Source organism: Haladaptatus halobius (genome assembly GCF_020618475.1).
Classification (GTDB): Archaea; Halobacteriota; Halobacteria; order Halobacteriales; family Haladaptataceae; genus Haladaptatus; species Haladaptatus halobius.
This window is the reverse complement of the sequence record NZ_CP085335.1, coordinates 2,357,915-2,373,866: the sequence shown is the minus strand read 5'-3', so window position 1 is coordinate 2,373,866 and position 15,952 is coordinate 2,357,915. Positions and strand designations below refer to the sequence as shown.

The following is a 15,952-nucleotide window of genomic DNA, read 5'->3' as shown; positions in this document are numbered from 1 at the left end:
CGAGCCGTTTTTCCCGATGGTCGAATCGATGGGCGAACTGCGGGTCGAATTGCTGAAGCGGGGCGGTGCGTTCGCCATCGGTCTGCTCGTCGCGCTCTTTTCTGCGGCGAAACTGGCGACGGACGTGTTTCTGGAGGCGTACACGGTCGGAGAGGTTGGCGGGTCGTTCACCCTCTCATTCTCGACGGAATTTCGTTCGTACTCGGCATCGCGTTCTCGTTCCTCGTCTTCTTCGACACGTTCCGTGTGATTTGAGGCTAATCCCTCGCGTCCCTGTCCGGCCCCAGATACTCCCCGCCGACGACTTCTTCGTACAGGCTTTCCGCGTCGAACAATCCCGCGAACCCATCCGGGCGCTTGACGCTCACCGAGATTCGACCCTGAAGCGCGGTTCCGATCTTCGCCGTTCGAAGGGAATCGTCGTAGGAGAGGATGTGCGCCGCGTTTCCGGCGTGGGCGCTGGCGAGGACGGGGTGGTCGCCGGGTGACTGCTCGACCCGAATCCGAAGCTCGTCGATCTTCTCGCGCCAGTCGCGGGCCAGTTCGTCGTCCGCCAGTTCGCGGACGACTCCCTCGGCTTCGGCGAGCAGGTCGTCGCTGGCGATGAGTTCGACCCACGAGTGCTCGCGGACGATGTCCAGCGCTTCGCGGGCGTCGCCGCCGACCAGCAGATCCGCGGCCAGCACGTCCGCGTCCGCGACGACGCGGGCGGGATTCGGGTCACTCACGGCGTCGCTCCGTCAGCGTCTCTCTAACCGTCTCGATGTCGGTGTCGAACTCCTCCGCGCGGTCGAACAGTTCGCGCCACGTCATGTGGTGGTGTGCGTACCGAAGGGTGAAAAGCACTCGTGACCTCCAGTAACATACGATTTATGATATCTATAAACGGACTACAGCGTGGCAATTACCTATCGTATCCCGATCGTTTAATGTATAAGAAATGCGATATTATAATGGATAGGAAACCAACGACACAGACCCTTTTTGCTGTCGTGCAAGTGCTGGTGTTGCTCATCTCGCCCGTCGCGGCCACTGCACCCACGACCGCGCCGCAGTCCGCCGGCCAGTCCTCCCTCTCCGACGACGTCGAACCCGCGGACGCTATTTACGTGATGGAGAACGGCGACGCGGTGCCATCTATGTTCTTTTCGCTTACATGTTCTCGAATGTACTGTTCATTGGAGGGTCGATTCCCTCCGAACTCCAAGTACCTTTACCTGTAATTGTCCACCCTATGAGTCGGGATACGGTTCGAAGTTACGAACGTCTGATAGTAGTCATTCTTACTTCGACCGGCGGACCGTTCGTCTCTCAGTCATATTTTCGCCGAGTGCGAGGGGCGACTCGGCGTCGCCTCGCTCCAGTTCAGGGTTCCGCGGCACGTATCAGATCGGCCAATTCGGCGCGGACGTCGTCGCTCACCGGTCGGTGCGGTCTGCGAGGCTCTCCCGCCGGTGCGCCGCGCTCTCGCATGGCCGCCTTCGCGCCGGGAACGCCGTATCGCGTCGTTATCGCGCAGTTCAACTCGACGAGGTGGGCGTTCACCTGTCGGGCCTGTTCGCCGTGCCCGCCTCGGTGGAGTCGGTATATCTCGTCGGTTCGCTCCGGCGCGACGTTCGCCAGCCCGAGGACGCCCCCGTCGGCACCCGCGTCGAGTCCGGGGGCGTAGATGCTCCCGCTCCCGACGAGGAGGTCGAAATCGGCGTCCTCGGTTCGGGCGCGTTCGCGCTGGAGGCGCGTCAGATTCCCGCTGGAGTCTTTCATCCCAGCGACGTTCTCGTGGTCGGCGAGGTCGCCGACGAGTTCGGGCGAGAGCGCGACGTCGGTGTACGCCGGGACGCTGTAGAGGTAGACCGGAAGCGGACTCTCGTTGGCGACGGTGCGGTAGTGGTCGGCCATCGCCGCCTCGTCGTGGCCGAAGTAGAAGGGCGTCACGACGAGCACGGCGTCTGCTCCCGCTTCCGCCGCGAGGTCGGTCTGGCGCAGGGTCTCGCGGAGGCCGGGGTGGCCGGTTCCGGCGAGAACGGGAACGTCGGCCTCCTCCGCGACGATCTCGACCACTCGGGCGCGCTCCTCGACGCTCATCAGTTCCGCCTCGCTGTTCGACCCACAGGGGACGATGAAATCCACGCCACGCGATTCGACCCAGCGGACGAGTTCGCGGAGGTCACCTTCCAGAAGGTCGCCGTCGCCGTCGAACGGTGTCACCAGTGGTACGCCGGTTCCGTGCATGTGCGTTCGCTCTCGCGCTGCGACCATGAATCCGACGGCAGTCACACGGCTGTCTGACGCGGTTTTAAGTCCTCACCGTCCCCAGTCGTGGATGGGCGCGCACGACACCTCTCTCCCATCCTCCCACTCCGCGCGCCCGGCACACCACCCACACCTTCCCCTTCCCACTTCCCACTCCTCAATACCGTTCAGCACTATCACGACGAATCGGTGGAGTCGATTTCGCTGGAACGCCGACCGCTCACGTTCGAGCGAGATTCCATCTTTTTCCGGTGAGAAAACTGGACGAACTCAGCGTTCTAAACGTCTTTTATGACCATGATGGCGTCTTCCAGCGCGGGGGCGTCGAAGAACTCGCGACCGACGTAGGCGTTCGTCCCGGCGCAGTAGAGACCGCGCGCCGCCGCGAGCACCTCGTCCGGGAGGGGTTCCGGTTCGGTCTCGCATAGCGATTTCCATTCGGCGATGTCGCGCGCTTTTGCCTCGCTCTTGGCGTCCCGAACCGCGTCGACCCACGCAGACTGTTCGCGCTTGTGGTACTGGCGCAGGAACTCCTTGCTCACCTGCTGGCCGTGGAACGTGAACCGGTTCTCGTCGAAGGTGCCGACCACGTCGGCGACGCGAACCTCGCCGTCGTAGTAGAGGCACTCTATCTTCCCGTCTTCGTGGGTCAGGCTCGCCTCGGAAGCCCGTCGGGTGACGAGGTCGTTCACCTCGCGGGCGATGCGCTCCAGCTCGTCCACGCTAGCTTTCCCCGCGATTTCGTCGGCCTCCGTCCGCGAGAGATACCGGTCGCCCTCCTCGAACTTCGTCGAGAACTCCACCACGGGGTCTTCCAGTTGCACCGCCCCATCGGGCCACTCGGGAAAGTCGAGTCCGTGGTCGGCGGGTTCGGAGCGCCGCCGGAGGCTCGACCCGACCGGAACGCTGTTCCTGAAGACGATTTCGAGCGGAATCAGGTAGTTGTCGTCCGCACCGCTGTGGAAGAGGTCGTAATCGTAGTCTCGTCCCTCGCGCGGAAGATTCGGCACCTGCGTGAGGTCGATCGCCATCTCGGTCGGGGGACGGGTCGCGTCCGACAGAGAGACGACTTCCCCCTCCGAGACGACCCCTCGGTAGTGCGTCGGAATTCCCTCTTCTTCCAGCAGTTCGAAGTTGAATGACCCCATGGTGCAGAGACTCGCACCCTTGTCCCGAATCCGGTCGGGCATCTTGCCCCAGTCGAACACCGAGTAGTCGTCGGTGAAGAGAAACGACCCCCGTCCAAGCGAGTCCGGGGTCGGTTCGCGTTCGACCCGGAACTCCTTCACACTCGTCATGGTGCGAAATCTACCGCGCCCGGACTAAGAAGTTTCCATCTCCGTGCTGACCTGACCTCTCAGCGTGGCGAAGGTATGCACGCTCGTGCGACTTGACTGCCGCGACCAACCGCTTTTTGAGGGTCGAACCGGTTGAAGTGAGTGATGAACACCGTGCGCGCTGAGAGCAACGTCCCTCGGGGGAAGTTCGGTTTCGAGCACGTCCCCGAAACCGACCAGTCGTTCGAGAACGCGCTCGAAAAGGCGCGAAACGGCGACCGGTTGACGGTCGTCGACGGCGTCGAACTGCTGACGACCGGCACCGACCGCCCCGGCATCGACCTCGTCCGGAAAGAGCGCGTGCTGGAGGCCGCAGACCGCAGGCGCGAGGAGATGGTCGGCGACCGCGTGACGTTCGTCGCCAACCTGAACAACAACGTCACGACCGCGTGCAACACCGGCTGTCTGTTCTGCAATTTCAAAGACACGGCGCAGAACTTCGAGAAGGGAGGTGACGATCACGGCGGGTTCACGAAGACGCCGGACGAATCGCGCGAAATCGTCGCCGACGCCCGCAAACGCGGTATCTACGAGGTCACGTCGGTGAGCGGTCTCCATCCCGCTCTCGCGCTGGACGACGAACACCGCGAGATCCTCGAATCGAGCGATCGCGGCGACCTGAACTACAAACCCGCGGAGGCCTACGAGAAAGACCCCGCGACCTACGCCGATCAACTTCGCGCCATGAGTCTCCCCGGCGTCCACGTCCACTCGATGACGCCCGAGGAGGCCTACCACGCCCGCAGAGGCACGGACTGGAGCTATGAGGAGGTGTTCCGTCGACTGAAAGCCGCGGGTCTGGACAGCGTGCCGGGTACCGCCGCAGAGATTCTGGTGGACGAAGTCCGCGACGTCATCTGCCCCGGAAAGATCGGCACGGACGAGTGGCTCGAAGCGATAGAGGCCGCGACGACCGTCGGGCTCGACACCACCGCGACCATCATGTACGGTCACGTCGAAAATGAGATGCACCGCGTGATGCACCTCGAACGAGTCCGCGACGTGCAAGACCGGACGGGCGCGATAACGGAATTCGTCCCCCTCTCGTTCGTCCACCGGAACACGCCGCTCTACGAGCGCGGCATGGTCGACGACGGCGCGACGACGCACGAGGATGAACTGCTGATAGCCGTCTCCCGGCTCTTTCTCGACAATATCGAAAATATCCAGTCGTCGTGGGTGAAGTACGGCGACGAGCAAGGGTTGAAGATGCTCTCCTGCGGCGCGAACGACTTCATGGGAACCATCCTCTCCGAGGAGATAACGAAGCGTGCGGGCGGCGAGTTCGGAGAGTTCCGCTCGTTCGCGGAGTACGTCGAGATGGTGAACGCTGTCGGTCGAATGCCCGCGGAGCGCTCGACCGACTACCGCCAGATAGTCGACATCGACCCCGACGACCCGCCGTTCGGGCCGACGCTCGGTCCGTGCGCGGACGGGACGCCGCTGATCAAGTGAGGATTTCGAAGCGCGCACTCTTGGTCCCTCGGCACTCCGTTCGAGAGACGTCACCGTCGACGAGGAACCGCTGAAAACCCGGCGCGGTCCCGCTTCACGGGCTCAAACGTCGACGAGCAGGTCGCGGAATCGCCGACCCGCACCGTCCGCGTCGATGGCAGTTCCGATGGAATCGGACAACCACTCGTCTCTCGCGAACCGGTCGTACACTGGAAGTCGCTCGCGCAGCTGGACGCCCGCTTCCTCGGCGATATCCTCCAGTTCACGCAGGGCGGGCCACGCGTAGTCGGGATTGATGTAGTCGTCCGTCACGGGTGAGACGCCGCCGAGGTCGTCCACGCCGCAGTCCAACAGGTCGCGCGTCGGCGAAAGGTTCGGCGGGACTTGTACCGAAACTTCGTCGGGGAGCGCCACTCGCGCCATCGCCACGGCCCGGCGCATCGTCTCGACGGAGGGTTGCTCGAACTGCGACCGCTCGTTCGGGACGACGTTCTGGACGATGACCTCCTGAACGTGGTCGTATCGCTCGTGCATTGCGCGGATGGCGAGCAGGCTCTCGGCCCTGTCGCGCCAGTCCTCACCGATGCCGACGAGGATTCCGGTGGTGAACGGAACGCCCAACTCGCCAGCGGTTCGAATCGTGGCGAGTCGCTGCCCTGGATTCTTCTGTCGCGGGCCGGCGTGGGCCGACACGTCCGCCGTCGTTTCCAGCATCACGCCCATGCTGGCGTTCACGTCCGCGACGAGTTCCATCTGCTCTCGGGTCTGATCGCCCGGATTCGAGTGGGGAAGCAGCCCTTCTTCCAGCGCGAGTTCGCACACTTCGCGGAGGTAGGAGTGGATCGAGTCGTGGCCCCAGTCGGTCAACTGCTCGTTGACCTGCGTGTAGCGGTCGTCCGGGTCGTCACCGAAGGTGAACAGTGCCTCGGTACAGCCCGCGTCCGCGCCCGTGCGAAGAATCTCTTTAACCTCCTCGGGCGAGAGCAGTGACGCCTCCCCCGGTGGGTCGAAGTAGGTGCAGTAGGTGCAGGTGTACCGGCAGGCCGTCGTGAGGGGGATGAAAACGTTCTTTGCGTAGGTGAGCGCGTCGGCGGAAGATACGTCTTCGGGGGTGACGGAGAGGAGGCGGTCGATTTCGGACGCTTCGATGGCGATGTCGATGTCGTACTCGTCGGCCCCCGGAATCATTGACTAGTGGTAGGTCGCAGGGGGTAAAAGTGAGTTTGGAAGTCGGAAGCGAGACGTGGGATGGTCAGAGGAGGAACCACCCCTGAACATCAATTTACGTAAATTCAAACATTCAAACAAGACAAATACATCACTGAAAACACGAATGTCCCCGCCGACCGACGCCAACCCTACCGAACTACTCCACTGGTTGCGAACCACCGACGAGGAACCCGTTGCCTTCGTCCGCGACGTCCTGAGCACGGTGTTATGGGCGGTCGGCGTCGGTCTGCTCCTGTTCGCCGTCAGCGGCGTCTGGCCGCCGATGGTCGCCGTCGAGAGCGGGAGCATGGAACCGCAGATGTACCGCGGCGACCTCATCTTTGTGATGGAGGAAGGCCGACTCGCGGGCGGGGCGGCCCACGCCGACACGGACGTCGTCACCTACCCCGCCGGAAAGCAGTCCGGCTACGAGGAGTTCAACGACCACGGTGACGTGATAATCTTCGAACCCGACGGCAACGGTCGGGAAACGCCGATCATCCACCGCGCGATGTTCTGGGTGGAAGCGGGCGAGAACTGGTACAATAGGACCGACTCCGACTACGTCGGCGTTTCGAACAACTGTCGGGAATTGGCCAACTGCCCCGCCCCGCACGCTGGATTCATCATGAAGGGGGACAACAACGCGGGTTACGACTAGGTGGGGCGATATGACCCGGTTAAACCGTCGTGGGTCGTCGGCAAGGCGAAACTCCGCATCCCGTGGTTCGGGCACGTTCGACTGCAGTTCGCCACGACCACGACGCCGGAATTGCTAGAGTCGTTCCGGTCGCCCGGTGTCCGTTCCGGCCACCACTTTGGCAACCGTCTCGGCGTAGTTTCGACCTCGCTCGTCCTGACTCACTTCGCTCGACTTATCTCTCCCGACTCACGTCGACTCGCCCGTCCGTCACCGAGAGCGAGAAGCCCGCATCCAGAAGCCAGTCGCGGGCCGCGCCGTCACCGTGCGTGAGCACCTCCGCGAGGTCGGCGATTTCGTCCACGTCAGTGGCGAGTCGGTGGGAGTCCACTTCCGCGACGGAGGCACCTATCGTCCGCGCGATTCGGAGGTGGTCGAGATACGACGTGCCGTGGTAATCGACCCGAAACTCGGGATGGCGCGCGACGAGTGCGTTCGTCCCGCCCCTGCGACCCGGCGCGAGCACCACGTCGCCCGCGGAGGAGAACAATCGTTCCAGCGCGGCGGGCGTCGCCAGCGCGAGGTCGGCCATCACGATCGCGGTCGTCCCCTCCTCGTCCAGCACCGCGTTCACGGCGGGCGTCAGCGGCCGGGAATCGACCGTCTGTGGCGCGTCCACGTCGATCCGGCTGGTGGTGAGAACCGCGGGTACCCGACCGGTCGCGCGAATCGCGGAAAGCACATCTCCGAGCATCGCGCGCGCGAACTCGCGGCGTTCGTCGCGCGCGAGGGCGTCGGCGAGTCGCGTCTTCGGTTCGCCAGCCGCGAACGGCACCACCACCTGCATGGGCGGTGCTACTCGGCAGGTAGGTTAAGGGGTTGCGAAAATCGAGTCGCAACGGTCAACAGTGTGGCAGTCAGCGCAGTCGGTAGTTGGTCTGCTGTTGGGTTCGTGGACGGGGGAGTCGCCACCGCGAACTTCCATACTGCCCGTTTGCCCCTCGAGCCACTTGCGACCGCGCTCGATACCTTTCCGGTTTAGATGCTGTGACGGACCGCTCAGGACGAGCAGTGCGCGTTCGGTTCCCTGAATCTCACAGAGGAAGGTCAGTCGACCGAGCGCCGCCTTTCGGACGAAGCTCGTGATTCGGTTCGTCGTGTGGGCAGTGTCTTCGCCGTGACCGCCGCCGTTCCCGGTGAACCGCGAGAGGAGGCCGCCGGAGTTCTGCATCTCGACGTCTTCTGCGGCGTAGTCGATGGTCGAGACGCCGCCGCCGGCGAGCGTGTTGATGATCTCGCTGGGATCTACGACGCTCTCCGAGACATCGTCGCCGCCGACTTCACCCGCTCCAAAGAGGATGCCGAACCACGTGACGATCTCCTCGTTGATTTCGGAGTAGCCGCTCTCGACGCTCTCGCCCGACTGGCGTCATGAGTCGGTGTCGAACACCATCAGGTTGTTCACTTCGCGGACGAACGTCAGGAACGAGCGCGCCGTGGTCAGGGTGTAGATGCCACCCTCGTCGCTTCTGGGCAGGATACCGAGCCCGTCGACGGGTTCGGTGTCGATGCGCTTCAGGTGTTTCGCCACGACTGGCGCACCGCCGCTTTCCGAACCGCCGCCCATTCCGGTGATTATGAGGAACGCATCGACTTCGTGGACGGGGATGTTGTCGATAGCGCCCTGCACTTCGTCGATATACTCTTCGGCGATTTCCGCGCCGAGTTCGTTGTCTGCACCCACGCCGTGTCCTTTGACGCGGGACTATCTGATGAGTATACGGTTCTCCTGTGGAACGTGTTCGAGGCCCATGAGTTCAGCACGCGCGGTGTTGACCGCGACCGTGGCACGAACGATGCCGCTCTGTGTTCGCTGGTCGTATTCCAGGAACTTGTCAACGACCTTTCCGCCTGCTTGACCGAATCCGATCATCGCAAGTTTAATCTATTTATAATGATAATAATTATTATAATAACGATATAGATTAGAATGTAAATATTGTGGTGATGACCGTTTCAGACTGGTGACAGCCTAAGCTAAAAATCGACGAACTGCGAAGCATTAACAGCTTTTTCATGTCCGATTGGATGGTTTTTATACACCTCTTTTTAAGCCCGGATATATCCATTCTACTATTTTTCTGTCAATTATTTCCATCGGATGTAATATCGAGATACTCACCGAGAGTCGTCATCTCCTCCGGTTCGACGCCGAAGTCGGTCGCGTCGTTGTCGGGGACGGTATTGTCGAACTTCAGGGAGCGGTACTGGTCGGCACCCATCGGGAAACCCGGAATCGCGCCGCCGGCTTTTAGCCCCGCCCCCGCGAGCGCCATCGGCAGGGAGACGATCGTGACCGGCTGTCCCTCCGCGCGACGGACGAGTTTCGCCACGTCAGCGAGGGTCAACACCTCCGGCCCGCCGACCTCGTAGATTTCGCCGTCGTGCGCTTCGTCGAGGCCGTCCGCGAGTATCGGGACGACATCTTCCACCCAAATCGGCTGAAAGCGGGTCTTCCCGCCGCCCGGGAGGGGTGCGAGGTAGGGCGGCGTGAGCGTCTTCGTGAACGAGAGGAACTCGCTGCCCTCGCCGAAGACGACGGACGGGCGGAAGATAGTCCATCGCAGGTCGGAACCCTTCACGACCTCCTCGGCCTGCCCCTTCGCCCGGATGTACTCGGTCGCCCCGGTCGGGTCGGCGCCGAGGGCGCTTATCTGGACGATTTTCCCGACGTCGTGCTCCTCCGCGGCCTGCACGACGTTCTGCGTGCCTCCGAGGTGGACGCTCATGTGGGTCAGTCCGCGTGGCGGCTTGAACAGCGGCGAGAGCGCGACGAAGTTGACCACCGCGTCCTGTCCCTCGAACGCGCCCTCGATGGACGCGAGCGCGGTCACGTCTCCCATCGCTCGCTTGATGGCGTCGGGGAAGTCGGTCTCGTCCGGATTGCGCGCGAGAACCGTCACCTCGTGGCCACGTTCGTGGAGTTCCCGCACGAGATTTTCCCCGATGAACCCGGTTCCGCCGGCTACGAGAACCTTCATAGTTCAGATATGTACACGAAAGTAGGTAAATCTACTTGCTACGAAACCCCGAAGATTTTATCACTCGACTCGAACGTCCGGGCATGCTGATAACGCTGGAGGGACTGGACGGGAGCGGAAAGACCACCGTCTGGGAGGTGCTCCACGAGGAGTACCCCGACGCGGTGTTCACCCGCGAACCGACCGATTCGTGGTACGGCGAGGCCGTCGAACGTTCTATCAGTGACGACGACGCCGACCCCATTGCGGAGCTGTTCCTCTACACCGCCGACCACGCGGCCCATCTCTCGAACACCGTCCGACCCGCGCTGGCGGACGAAAAGCTCGTCATCTCCGATCGCTACTCCGACTCTCGGTACGCATATCAGGCGGTCGCGCTGGACGGGCACGTCACGCGCCCCATGGAGTACATCGTCGGCGTCCACAAGCCGTGGACGCGTCCGCCGGACTGCACCGTTTACCTTGACGTCGACCCCGAAACCGGGGCGGCGCGAAGCGGCGCGACGAATAAGTTCGAACAGGCCGGGTTCCTCGCGCAGGTTCGGTCGAACTACGAGCGACTGATGGACGCCGAGTCCGGACGATTCGTCCGCGTTGACGCCACACAGTCGCCCGAAGCTGTCATCGACAGCGTCGTCTCGACCATCGAGCGCGTGACCGGCGACGCGGAGGAGTAGGTGATGCGGAAGGAGTAGCACGGCGAATAGCGAACGAGCAGTTTTCACGGTCGAAGTCGTACTTCCGCCATGGCAGACAGGGACGACGATTCGGGAATCCGTTTCACGCTCCCGCCGATGAGTCTCCCGCCGGTCACGCTCCCCGACCGGATTCGGCTCATCCTTCCCGTGTTCGAACGCCCAGAGCGTCCGGAGCGTTCGCGCCGAGTTCGCGTACGCACGCGGAGCGTCGTCGCCGCGCTGCTCGTCCTCGACGCTCTCGACGCGCTGCTCGCGCTGAGCGGGTCGCCGGCGCCGTGGCTCCGGGTCGTCGTCGGAACCATCGTCTCCGGGGTGGTCGTCGGCCCGGTCGGTCTCGTCTACCTCTGGGAGGGAATCGCGGTCACGGCGGGTGCGGGTTGGCTGGCGGTCGCGCCCTCAGCGACCCTGTTGTTGCTCGCGCGACTTGTCCGGAAGGTCGATCTCCTCGGGCGGGGGCATCCAGAACAGGTCGATGGACACCCCGAGCGTGAACGGAAGGACCCAGATGAGGATGAGGGCGGTGCCCTTGTCCCTGATACCGCTCCCGCCGAAGCCGACCACGCCGCTCAGCACGAGCGTCGTGGCGACGTAGACGAGAGGAACCAGTAGCAGGGTGTACACCACGGCTCCCCAGCGCGTCGAGAGCCGAAGGCGGAAGAAGCGGATAACGACGGCCGTGATGACGGTGTTGACTAAGATGATGACGAGAAAGCCGAGCGTCGTAGCGGCCGAGACCATACGCGAGGCTAGGATGTCATCGTTCTTTTGCGTACCGGATGGCGGCGAGGAGCGGTACTCCGTGTGAACGCCGTTCGCGGGTCGGATCGACCGCCTGCTATCGCTCGCTAGTCGTAGGGCGCAGCCACGTCCTCGTCGGTCAGTCGCTCTCGCGTCGAGAACCGTTTCTACCTCACGAACCACCTAAACCGACGAAGAATATCACCGCGACGAACGCGCGCCGTTCGAACTCGATCTACTCGAAGTCGCGGCGCATGGCGATCTCGAACCACGGACAGAGTCGCAGTTGGCGATACCATCTCGGATTTTCGTACAGGCGCTCATAGGGCACCCACATCAGACCCGCAACTTCCTCTTCGTCGGGGTCGAGCGTGGTATCGTGCAGTGTGAGCTTCAGTACGGCACAGACCTCGTGTTCGACGCCTTCGCGGGCGTAGTAGCGTTTGTATTCGAATCGGTCGGTCAGGCGCAGGTCGTCGTACTGGTCGGGCGAGATACCGAGTTCCACTTCGAGTCGCCGACGGGTCGCGTCCTCCTGCAACTGGCCCGGGTTGGGATGGGACGCGACGGTTCCGTCCCAGTAGGTGTCCCAGAGGCGCTTGGTCGGCGCGCGCTGGGCGAGCAGGATGTTATCGTCCTCGTCGAAGATGAGCGCGGTGAACGCCCGGTGGCGGACGCCGTCTCCCATGTGTGCTTCGAGCCGGTTGACGACTTCCTGCTCGTTGTCGTCGGCATCCACGGCGACGACGGATTTACGGGCGTTTTTGTGGACTTCGTCGGCGTCCTCGGAGAAGGACTCTCCGGACGAATCTGTGGCGCTGTCGGTGCTCATATTGGTACAGAGAACTATCTGTCTCAAACGTTCTTCGGAACACGTCCGGCCCGCGAGTCGGTGTCCGTCGACGCGAGTCGCGCCATTTACCTTGGCGCGAGTTCGAGTTTCGAGCGATGACCGACGCCGCCACCGCCGGAACGGACGACTACTCTGGCCTCCTCGGCGCGTTCCGCTACAGTTTTCGCGCGTCCGACTCGCTGGCCTTTCGGCTGTACGTCTTCGTCAGTTTCGTCCTCGGTAGCTTCCTCGCTATCATCTTCGTGCTGGCGCTGGTGTTCTGGTTCACCGAAGTTCTCGGCCAGTCGGCGTTGCGGACGACCTCGAACGCCTTCCTCGGCGTCATCGCCCTCTTCGTCCTTGGGCCGCTGTTCGCGCCCGTCCTGTTCGTCGCGCGCCGCCACCGACGCGGCGAGACGCCCCGCCCCGCCTACGATACCCTTCTCGCGCTCGCGGGGTTCGTCTTCGTCGTCTCACTGTACGTCGGAATCGTCATCACCGTCCCGCCGGAGTACCAGTCTCCAAACCCCGGCGCGGTCGGCGGATTTCTCTACTCGCTCCCGCAGTTGTACGGCCTCGTTCCGCCGCTCGTCGCTACGCTCCTCATCTTCGCCCTCCACCGTCTCGCCCGGTGATGCGTGCAGGATACCGCGACCGGAAGAGAGCGGAATCCGGAAAAGGAGCGACCACCTATCTCCGAGCATGACCGAGAAGTCGAGCACGTTCCTCGTCACCCACGCCGAGGACGAGTCGGCGGTGCTGAAGGACGTTAACGACGGACAGGTGCACACCCTCTCGACCAACCCCGGCGTCGAAACCCGCGACGCCATCGACGCCACGGTTGCCCCCGAACCCCCGATGGAGGTCACGTGGGAAATCGTGGATATCGACGACCGGCGACCGCTTTCGGTCGAGGAGAGCGACGAACAGCCGACGACGCAGGAGCGCAAGATGGCCGACGAGCAGGACGTTGGCGACCTCGCCCAAACCGAGCGCGCCGGAATCGGCGAGATTCACGTCCTCTCGGTGCCGCCGGGGGAAACCGAGGACGCCGTGAGCGACGTGCTGGACGACGAGGGCACCCTCGCGCGCGCGGCCCGACTCGGGGTGAACCGCGTGGAGGTGCGGTCGGAAGCGGGTGTCGTGAGCGTTCGCTACTTGCCGTGATTATCTGTTGTCGCTCACGCCGAGGATCGCGTCGCAGTGCGGGCACTCCCAGACCGTCGCCGCGCTGAAGGTGTGGCTCGCGGACGCGCTTCCTTTCACCAATTCGTCGACTTCTTCGCCGCAATCGGGGCAGTGAGACGCCCCACCGAAATCCAGCCACTATGACAAAAACCTATGGCTACGGCTAAACCCGGACGCTTTTTCCCGTACTCCCGAGAAACCCTGCCCATGGCAACGCAACCCCACCTGCTCGTGGACGAGGGCGACCTGAACGACATCGCATTGATTCCGGGCGACCCGGGGCGCGTCGACCGAATCGCGGCGCAGTGCGATTCATCGGAGGTCGTCTCCGAGAACCGCGAGTACAAGGTCGTCAACGCCGAATACGAGGGCGTCCCGCTGACCATCTGCTCGACCGGTATCGGCTGTCCCTCCGCGACCATCGCCATCGAGGAGATGGAGGCCGTCGGCGTCGAAACCGTGATTCGCGTCGGGACGACCGGGGCACTCCAAGAGTACATCGAGATCGGCGACATGGTCGTCGCCACTGGCGCGGCGAAAGACGAGGGAACGACTCGGCGCTACGAGAAGGACACCTACCCCGCCGTGCCGGACTACGACGTGCTCTCCGCGCTGGTCGATTCGGCGGAGGCGCGCGCGGCCCGCTGGGCCGCGGATGGAGCGAGCGGTGAAACCGCGAGTAGCGTCGGGGACGTCCACGTCGGCCCGATTGCGAGCGACGACGCTTTCTACGCCGAAACCGACGAGTACGTCGCGGACTGGGAGGAAGCGAACATCCTCTGCGTCGAGATGGAAGCCGCTGCCGTCTTCTCCGTCGCCCGTCGGAAGGGGATGCGCTCGGGAGCCATCTGTACCGTGGACGGGAACCTCGTGAAGGGCACCCAGAAGGGCACCGACACCGAGGACGACGAACTCCCCGAAAAGGCGAAGAACAACGTCGAGCGCGCCATCCGAATCTCGCTCGATGCGGTCGCCGCCCTCGCCCGGTAACAGAACGCATTTATTCCGCACGACCGCAATTTTCCCCATGTTCGACGACCTGCTGATGCGGTATCACGCGGCGTTACGCCGCATCCGCCGGTTCGAGCGACGTGAAATCCAGCAGTTCACGCGGTGGGTCGAACACACGCGTAACCTGACCCGCCTCACGATACTGGTGTTCGTGCCAATCCTCATCGCCGGTATCACGTGGCTCTCGAACACCGTCGGTGCCGAGTGGTTCCTGCTCTTCCCGCCGCTCGCATCGGGGACGTACACCCTCTTCGCCGACCCAGAGGGGAAGTATGCCTCCCCGACGAAGTTCGTGGGGGGAATGACCGCCGGTGCGCTCTGCGGTTGGGTCGCACTGGAATTCTCCGCCAAGTACCTCTACAACGTTCCGCCGGACTCGATGAGGGTTCACGCGGGTGCCGCGGCGCTCGGCATCTTTCTGACGGTGCTCGCGACGTGGTCGCTTGATCTGGAACAGCCGACGGCGTTCTCGACGGCCCTGCTCGTCCTCATGTTTCGATTCTCCGACGCGAGCGGCTTCGCGTTCGCCGGTGCGGGTCGATGGTTAACCGATTTCCTGTACGTTCTCGGTATCGCGGTCTCCAGCAGCATCGTCGCCGGGGTGTTCGTCGTCTGGCGGCGGGAGTTCTACGAACGCAGGGCGCGCTACCTCTACCGCTCGACGAAGGGCGACGACCACGTGCTCGTCCCCGTGCGCGGGGAGCACGCCGAGCAAGCGGCGATGTTCGGCGCGAAACTGGCGGCGGCGCACGACGCCGGGAAGGTCGTGCTGGTGGACATAGTCGACGAATCAGCCATCGAAGAGGCCGAGGAGACGATAGCCGAGTCCGGCAAGAACCAGCAGAACCTCGTCGATACGGAGGCGGCGGAACTCGCTTCCGAGGAGGAAGCCGTCGAAGCGCAGGCCGCCGACGAAGTCGCCGACCGGCTCGAAACGCAGGCGCATCGAATCCGGACACAGATGGGCGTCCCCTGCGAAGTCGTCGTCACGGGCGACGGGAAAACGCCCGCCAAGACGGTGGTGAAGACCGCCCGCGAGGTGAACTGCGACCTCGTCGTCACGCCGTACTAGAAGAAACACGGTGGCCTCTCGCCGTTCATCAGGGGCCTTTTCCGGGGCCGAATCGACGCCATCGCGTACCGGCCCGCACCCGACAGCAGGGCGCGTCGGCGCTGGAATCGTGTCCTCGTTCCCGTCCGTCGACCGGGGGATACGGCGCACACCATGATCGACTTCGCGCGGCGATTGGTCGGGCGCTCGGGGTCGGTGAGCGTCTGCACCTGTATCGACCGTGAAGCGGAGCGCAGAAGCGCCGAATCGACCCTCGCCGACCTCGTGGAGGCGTTCTCCGGTTCGTTCGAGACGCGCGTCTCGCGGAGTAACATCGAGAACTTCCTCGCGGCGAACGACGACCACTACGACCTCGCCATCATCGGGGCGAGCACCGACCGAAGCGCCGCCTCGCGGTTTATCTCGCCGCCGACGTTCGAGCGAATGCACGAAATCGACTGCGACGTGGCGGTCGTTCATTGCGGGTGAACCGCCGCGA

The 15,952-nt window shown here is 63.5% G+C and carries 17 protein-coding genes and 2 pseudogenes; 9 read left to right on the top strand and 10 right to left on the bottom strand.

Going from position 1 to position 15,952, the window contains the following annotated elements:
- The first annotated feature begins 16 nt into the window (after nt 1–16).
- Nucleotides 17–250 carry a hypothetical protein gene (locus LIW51_RS13905; RefSeq protein ID WP_227374705.1) on the top strand — a complete coding sequence of 78 codons (234 nt, stop codon included), beginning with the start codon at nt 17–19 and terminating at the stop codon, nt 248–250.
- Between the two features lie 7 nt (nt 251–257).
- On the opposite strand, the gene LIW51_RS13900 is transcribed toward LIW51_RS13905, so the two are convergent.
- On the bottom strand, nt 258–728 hold the full coding sequence (locus LIW51_RS13900; RefSeq protein WP_227374704.1) for a DUF7384 family protein: 471 nt from the start codon (nt 726–728) through the stop codon (nt 258–260).
- A 225-nt stretch (nt 729–953) separates the two neighbouring features.
- On the opposite strand from LIW51_RS13900, the gene LIW51_RS13895 reads away from it, so the two are divergent.
- Nucleotides 954–1,223 carry a hypothetical protein gene (locus tag LIW51_RS13895; protein ID WP_227374703.1) on the top strand — a complete coding sequence of 90 codons (270 nt, stop codon included), beginning with the start codon at nt 954–956 and terminating at the stop codon, nt 1,221–1,223.
- A 142-nt stretch (nt 1,224–1,365) separates the two neighbouring features.
- Here the strand turns inward: LIW51_RS13895 and LIW51_RS13890 are convergent, their stop codons facing one another.
- Together LIW51_RS13890 and LIW51_RS13885 are read right to left on the bottom strand one after the other, a co-directional pair.
- Nucleotides 1,366–2,232: a dihydrodipicolinate synthase family protein gene (locus LIW51_RS13890; protein WP_368411795.1), complete on the bottom strand. Its 867-nt coding sequence runs from the start codon at nt 2,230–2,232 to the stop codon at nt 1,366–1,368.
- A 299-nt stretch (nt 2,233–2,531) separates the two neighbouring features.
- Entirely contained in the window at nt 2,532–3,551 is a 1,020-nt protein-coding gene (locus LIW51_RS13885) for a phosphoribosylaminoimidazolesuccinocarboxamide synthase (protein WP_227374701.1), read from the bottom strand.
- Between the two features lie 144 nt (nt 3,552–3,695).
- Here LIW51_RS13885 and cofH point away from each other — a divergent pair, with 144 nt between their 5' ends.
- Nucleotides 3,696–5,045 (top strand): 7,8-didemethyl-8-hydroxy-5-deazariboflavin synthase subunit CofH, encoded by a 1,350-nt coding sequence (gene cofH, locus LIW51_RS13880; RefSeq protein WP_227374700.1) that lies wholly within the window; start codon nt 3,696–3,698, stop codon nt 5,043–5,045.
- A gap of 102 nt (nt 5,046–5,147) precedes the next feature.
- Here the strand turns inward: cofH and cofG are convergent, their stop codons facing one another.
- On the bottom strand, nt 5,148–6,233 hold the full coding sequence (cofG, locus tag LIW51_RS13875) for a 7,8-didemethyl-8-hydroxy-5-deazariboflavin synthase subunit CofG (RefSeq protein ID WP_227374699.1): 1,086 nt from the start codon (nt 6,231–6,233) through the stop codon (nt 5,148–5,150).
- A gap of 145 nt (nt 6,234–6,378) precedes the next feature.
- Between cofG and LIW51_RS13870 the strand changes: the two genes are divergently transcribed.
- Nucleotides 6,379–6,915 (top strand): S26 family signal peptidase, encoded by a 537-nt coding sequence (locus LIW51_RS13870; protein WP_227374698.1) that lies wholly within the window; start codon nt 6,379–6,381, stop codon nt 6,913–6,915.
- Nucleotides 6,916–7,129: 214 nt separating this feature from the next.
- Here the strand turns inward: LIW51_RS13870 and cofC are convergent, their stop codons facing one another.
- The 3 genes and pseudogenes from cofC to LIW51_RS13855 form a co-directional block, all read right to left on the bottom strand.
- Nucleotides 7,130–7,741, bottom strand: coding sequence for a 2-phospho-L-lactate guanylyltransferase (gene cofC, locus LIW51_RS13865; protein WP_227374697.1), 612 nt, complete (start codon nt 7,739–7,741; stop codon nt 7,130–7,132).
- 99 nt (nt 7,742–7,840) lie between these two features.
- Nucleotides 7,841–8,839 (bottom strand): annotated as a pseudogene (locus LIW51_RS13860) (tubulin/FtsZ family protein); the annotation flags it as partial.
- A gap of 199 nt (nt 8,840–9,038) precedes the next feature.
- Nucleotides 9,039–9,935, bottom strand: coding sequence for a complex I NDUFA9 subunit family protein (locus tag LIW51_RS13855; protein ID WP_227374696.1), 897 nt, complete (start codon nt 9,933–9,935; stop codon nt 9,039–9,041).
- 83 nt (nt 9,936–10,018) lie between these two features.
- On the opposite strand from LIW51_RS13855, the gene tmk reads away from it, so the two are divergent.
- The gene (tmk, locus tag LIW51_RS13850) at nt 10,019–10,612 is read left to right on the top strand and encodes a dTMP kinase (protein ID WP_227374695.1); all 594 of its coding nucleotides are present in this window, start codon (nt 10,019–10,021) and stop codon (nt 10,610–10,612) included.
- A 44-nt stretch (nt 10,613–10,656) separates the two neighbouring features.
- On the opposite strand, the gene LIW51_RS40435 is transcribed toward tmk, so the two are convergent.
- From LIW51_RS40435 to LIW51_RS13840, 3 genes are all read right to left on the bottom strand, one after another.
- The gene (locus LIW51_RS40435) at nt 10,657–10,935 is read right to left on the bottom strand and encodes a hypothetical protein (RefSeq protein ID WP_497007381.1); all 279 of its coding nucleotides are present in this window, start codon (nt 10,933–10,935) and stop codon (nt 10,657–10,659) included.
- Between the two features lie 94 nt (nt 10,936–11,029).
- On the bottom strand, nt 11,030–11,371 hold the full coding sequence (locus LIW51_RS40430) for a DUF7991 family protein (protein ID WP_497007380.1): 342 nt from the start codon (nt 11,369–11,371) through the stop codon (nt 11,030–11,032).
- Nucleotides 11,372–11,606: 235 nt separating this feature from the next.
- On the bottom strand, nt 11,607–12,203 hold the full coding sequence (locus LIW51_RS13840; RefSeq protein ID WP_227374693.1) for an NUDIX hydrolase: 597 nt from the start codon (nt 12,201–12,203) through the stop codon (nt 11,607–11,609).
- A 116-nt stretch (nt 12,204–12,319) separates the two neighbouring features.
- Here LIW51_RS13840 and LIW51_RS13835 point away from each other — a divergent pair, with 116 nt between their 5' ends.
- From LIW51_RS13835 to LIW51_RS13820, 4 genes and pseudogenes are all read left to right on the top strand, one after another.
- Nucleotides 12,320–12,838, top strand: a complete 519-nt coding sequence (locus tag LIW51_RS13835; protein WP_227374692.1) for a DUF8056 family protein — start codon at nt 12,320–12,322, stop codon at nt 12,836–12,838.
- A gap of 67 nt (nt 12,839–12,905) precedes the next feature.
- Nucleotides 12,906–13,370 (top strand): DUF5812 family protein, encoded by a 465-nt coding sequence (locus LIW51_RS13830; RefSeq protein ID WP_227374691.1) that lies wholly within the window; start codon nt 12,906–12,908, stop codon nt 13,368–13,370.
- A 228-nt stretch (nt 13,371–13,598) separates the two neighbouring features.
- Complete coding sequence (locus LIW51_RS13825) at nt 13,599–14,381, top strand: nucleoside phosphorylase (protein WP_227374690.1); 783 nt, start codon at nt 13,599–13,601, stop codon at nt 14,379–14,381.
- A 37-nt stretch (nt 14,382–14,418) separates the two neighbouring features.
- Nucleotides 14,419–15,942 (top strand): annotated as a pseudogene (locus tag LIW51_RS13820) (universal stress protein).
- Nucleotides 15,943–15,952: the final 10 nt, after the last annotated feature.

Excerpts from the sequence above, each read along its gene's own strand:
- tmk (WP_227374695.1), top strand. The coding sequence starts at position 10,019 with ATGCTGATAACGCTGGAGGGACTGGACGGGAGCGGAAAGACCACCGTC.
- LIW51_RS13825 (WP_227374690.1), top strand. The coding sequence starts at position 13,599 with ATGGCAACGCAACCCCACCTGCTCGTGGACGAGGGCGACCTGAACGAC.
- LIW51_RS13890 (WP_368411795.1), bottom strand. The coding sequence starts at position 2,232 with ATGCACGGAACCGGCGTACCACTGGTGACACCGTTCGACGGCGACGGC.
- LIW51_RS13855 (WP_227374696.1), bottom strand. The coding sequence starts at position 9,935 with ATGAAGGTTCTCGTAGCCGGCGGAACCGGGTTCATCGGGGAAAATCTC.
- LIW51_RS13885 (WP_227374701.1), bottom strand. The coding sequence starts at position 3,551 with ATGACGAGTGTGAAGGAGTTCCGGGTCGAACGCGAACCGACCCCGGAC.
- LIW51_RS13905 (WP_227374705.1), top strand. The coding sequence starts at position 17 with ATGGTCGAATCGATGGGCGAACTGCGGGTCGAATTGCTGAAGCGGGGC.
- cofC (WP_227374697.1), bottom strand. The coding sequence starts at position 7,741 with ATGCAGGTGGTGGTGCCGTTCGCGGCTGGCGAACCGAAGACGCGACTC.
- LIW51_RS13870 (WP_227374698.1), top strand. The coding sequence starts at position 6,379 with ATGTCCCCGCCGACCGACGCCAACCCTACCGAACTACTCCACTGGTTG.
- cofH (WP_227374700.1), top strand. The coding sequence starts at position 3,696 with ATGAACACCGTGCGCGCTGAGAGCAACGTCCCTCGGGGGAAGTTCGGT.
- LIW51_RS13835 (WP_227374692.1), top strand. The coding sequence starts at position 12,320 with ATGACCGACGCCGCCACCGCCGGAACGGACGACTACTCTGGCCTCCTC.
- LIW51_RS13840 (WP_227374693.1), bottom strand. The coding sequence starts at position 12,203 with ATGAGCACCGACAGCGCCACAGATTCGTCCGGAGAGTCCTTCTCCGAG.
- LIW51_RS13895 (WP_227374703.1), top strand. The coding sequence starts at position 954 with ATGGATAGGAAACCAACGACACAGACCCTTTTTGCTGTCGTGCAAGTG.
- LIW51_RS40435 (WP_497007381.1), bottom strand. The coding sequence starts at position 10,935 with ATGGTTCCGACGACGACCCGGAGCCACGGCGCCGGCGACCCGCTCAGC.
- LIW51_RS40430 (WP_497007380.1), bottom strand. The coding sequence starts at position 11,371 with ATGGTCTCGGCCGCTACGACGCTCGGCTTTCTCGTCATCATCTTAGTC.
- cofG (WP_227374699.1), bottom strand. The coding sequence starts at position 6,233 with ATGATTCCGGGGGCCGACGAGTACGACATCGACATCGCCATCGAAGCG.
- LIW51_RS13830 (WP_227374691.1), top strand. The coding sequence starts at position 12,906 with ATGACCGAGAAGTCGAGCACGTTCCTCGTCACCCACGCCGAGGACGAG.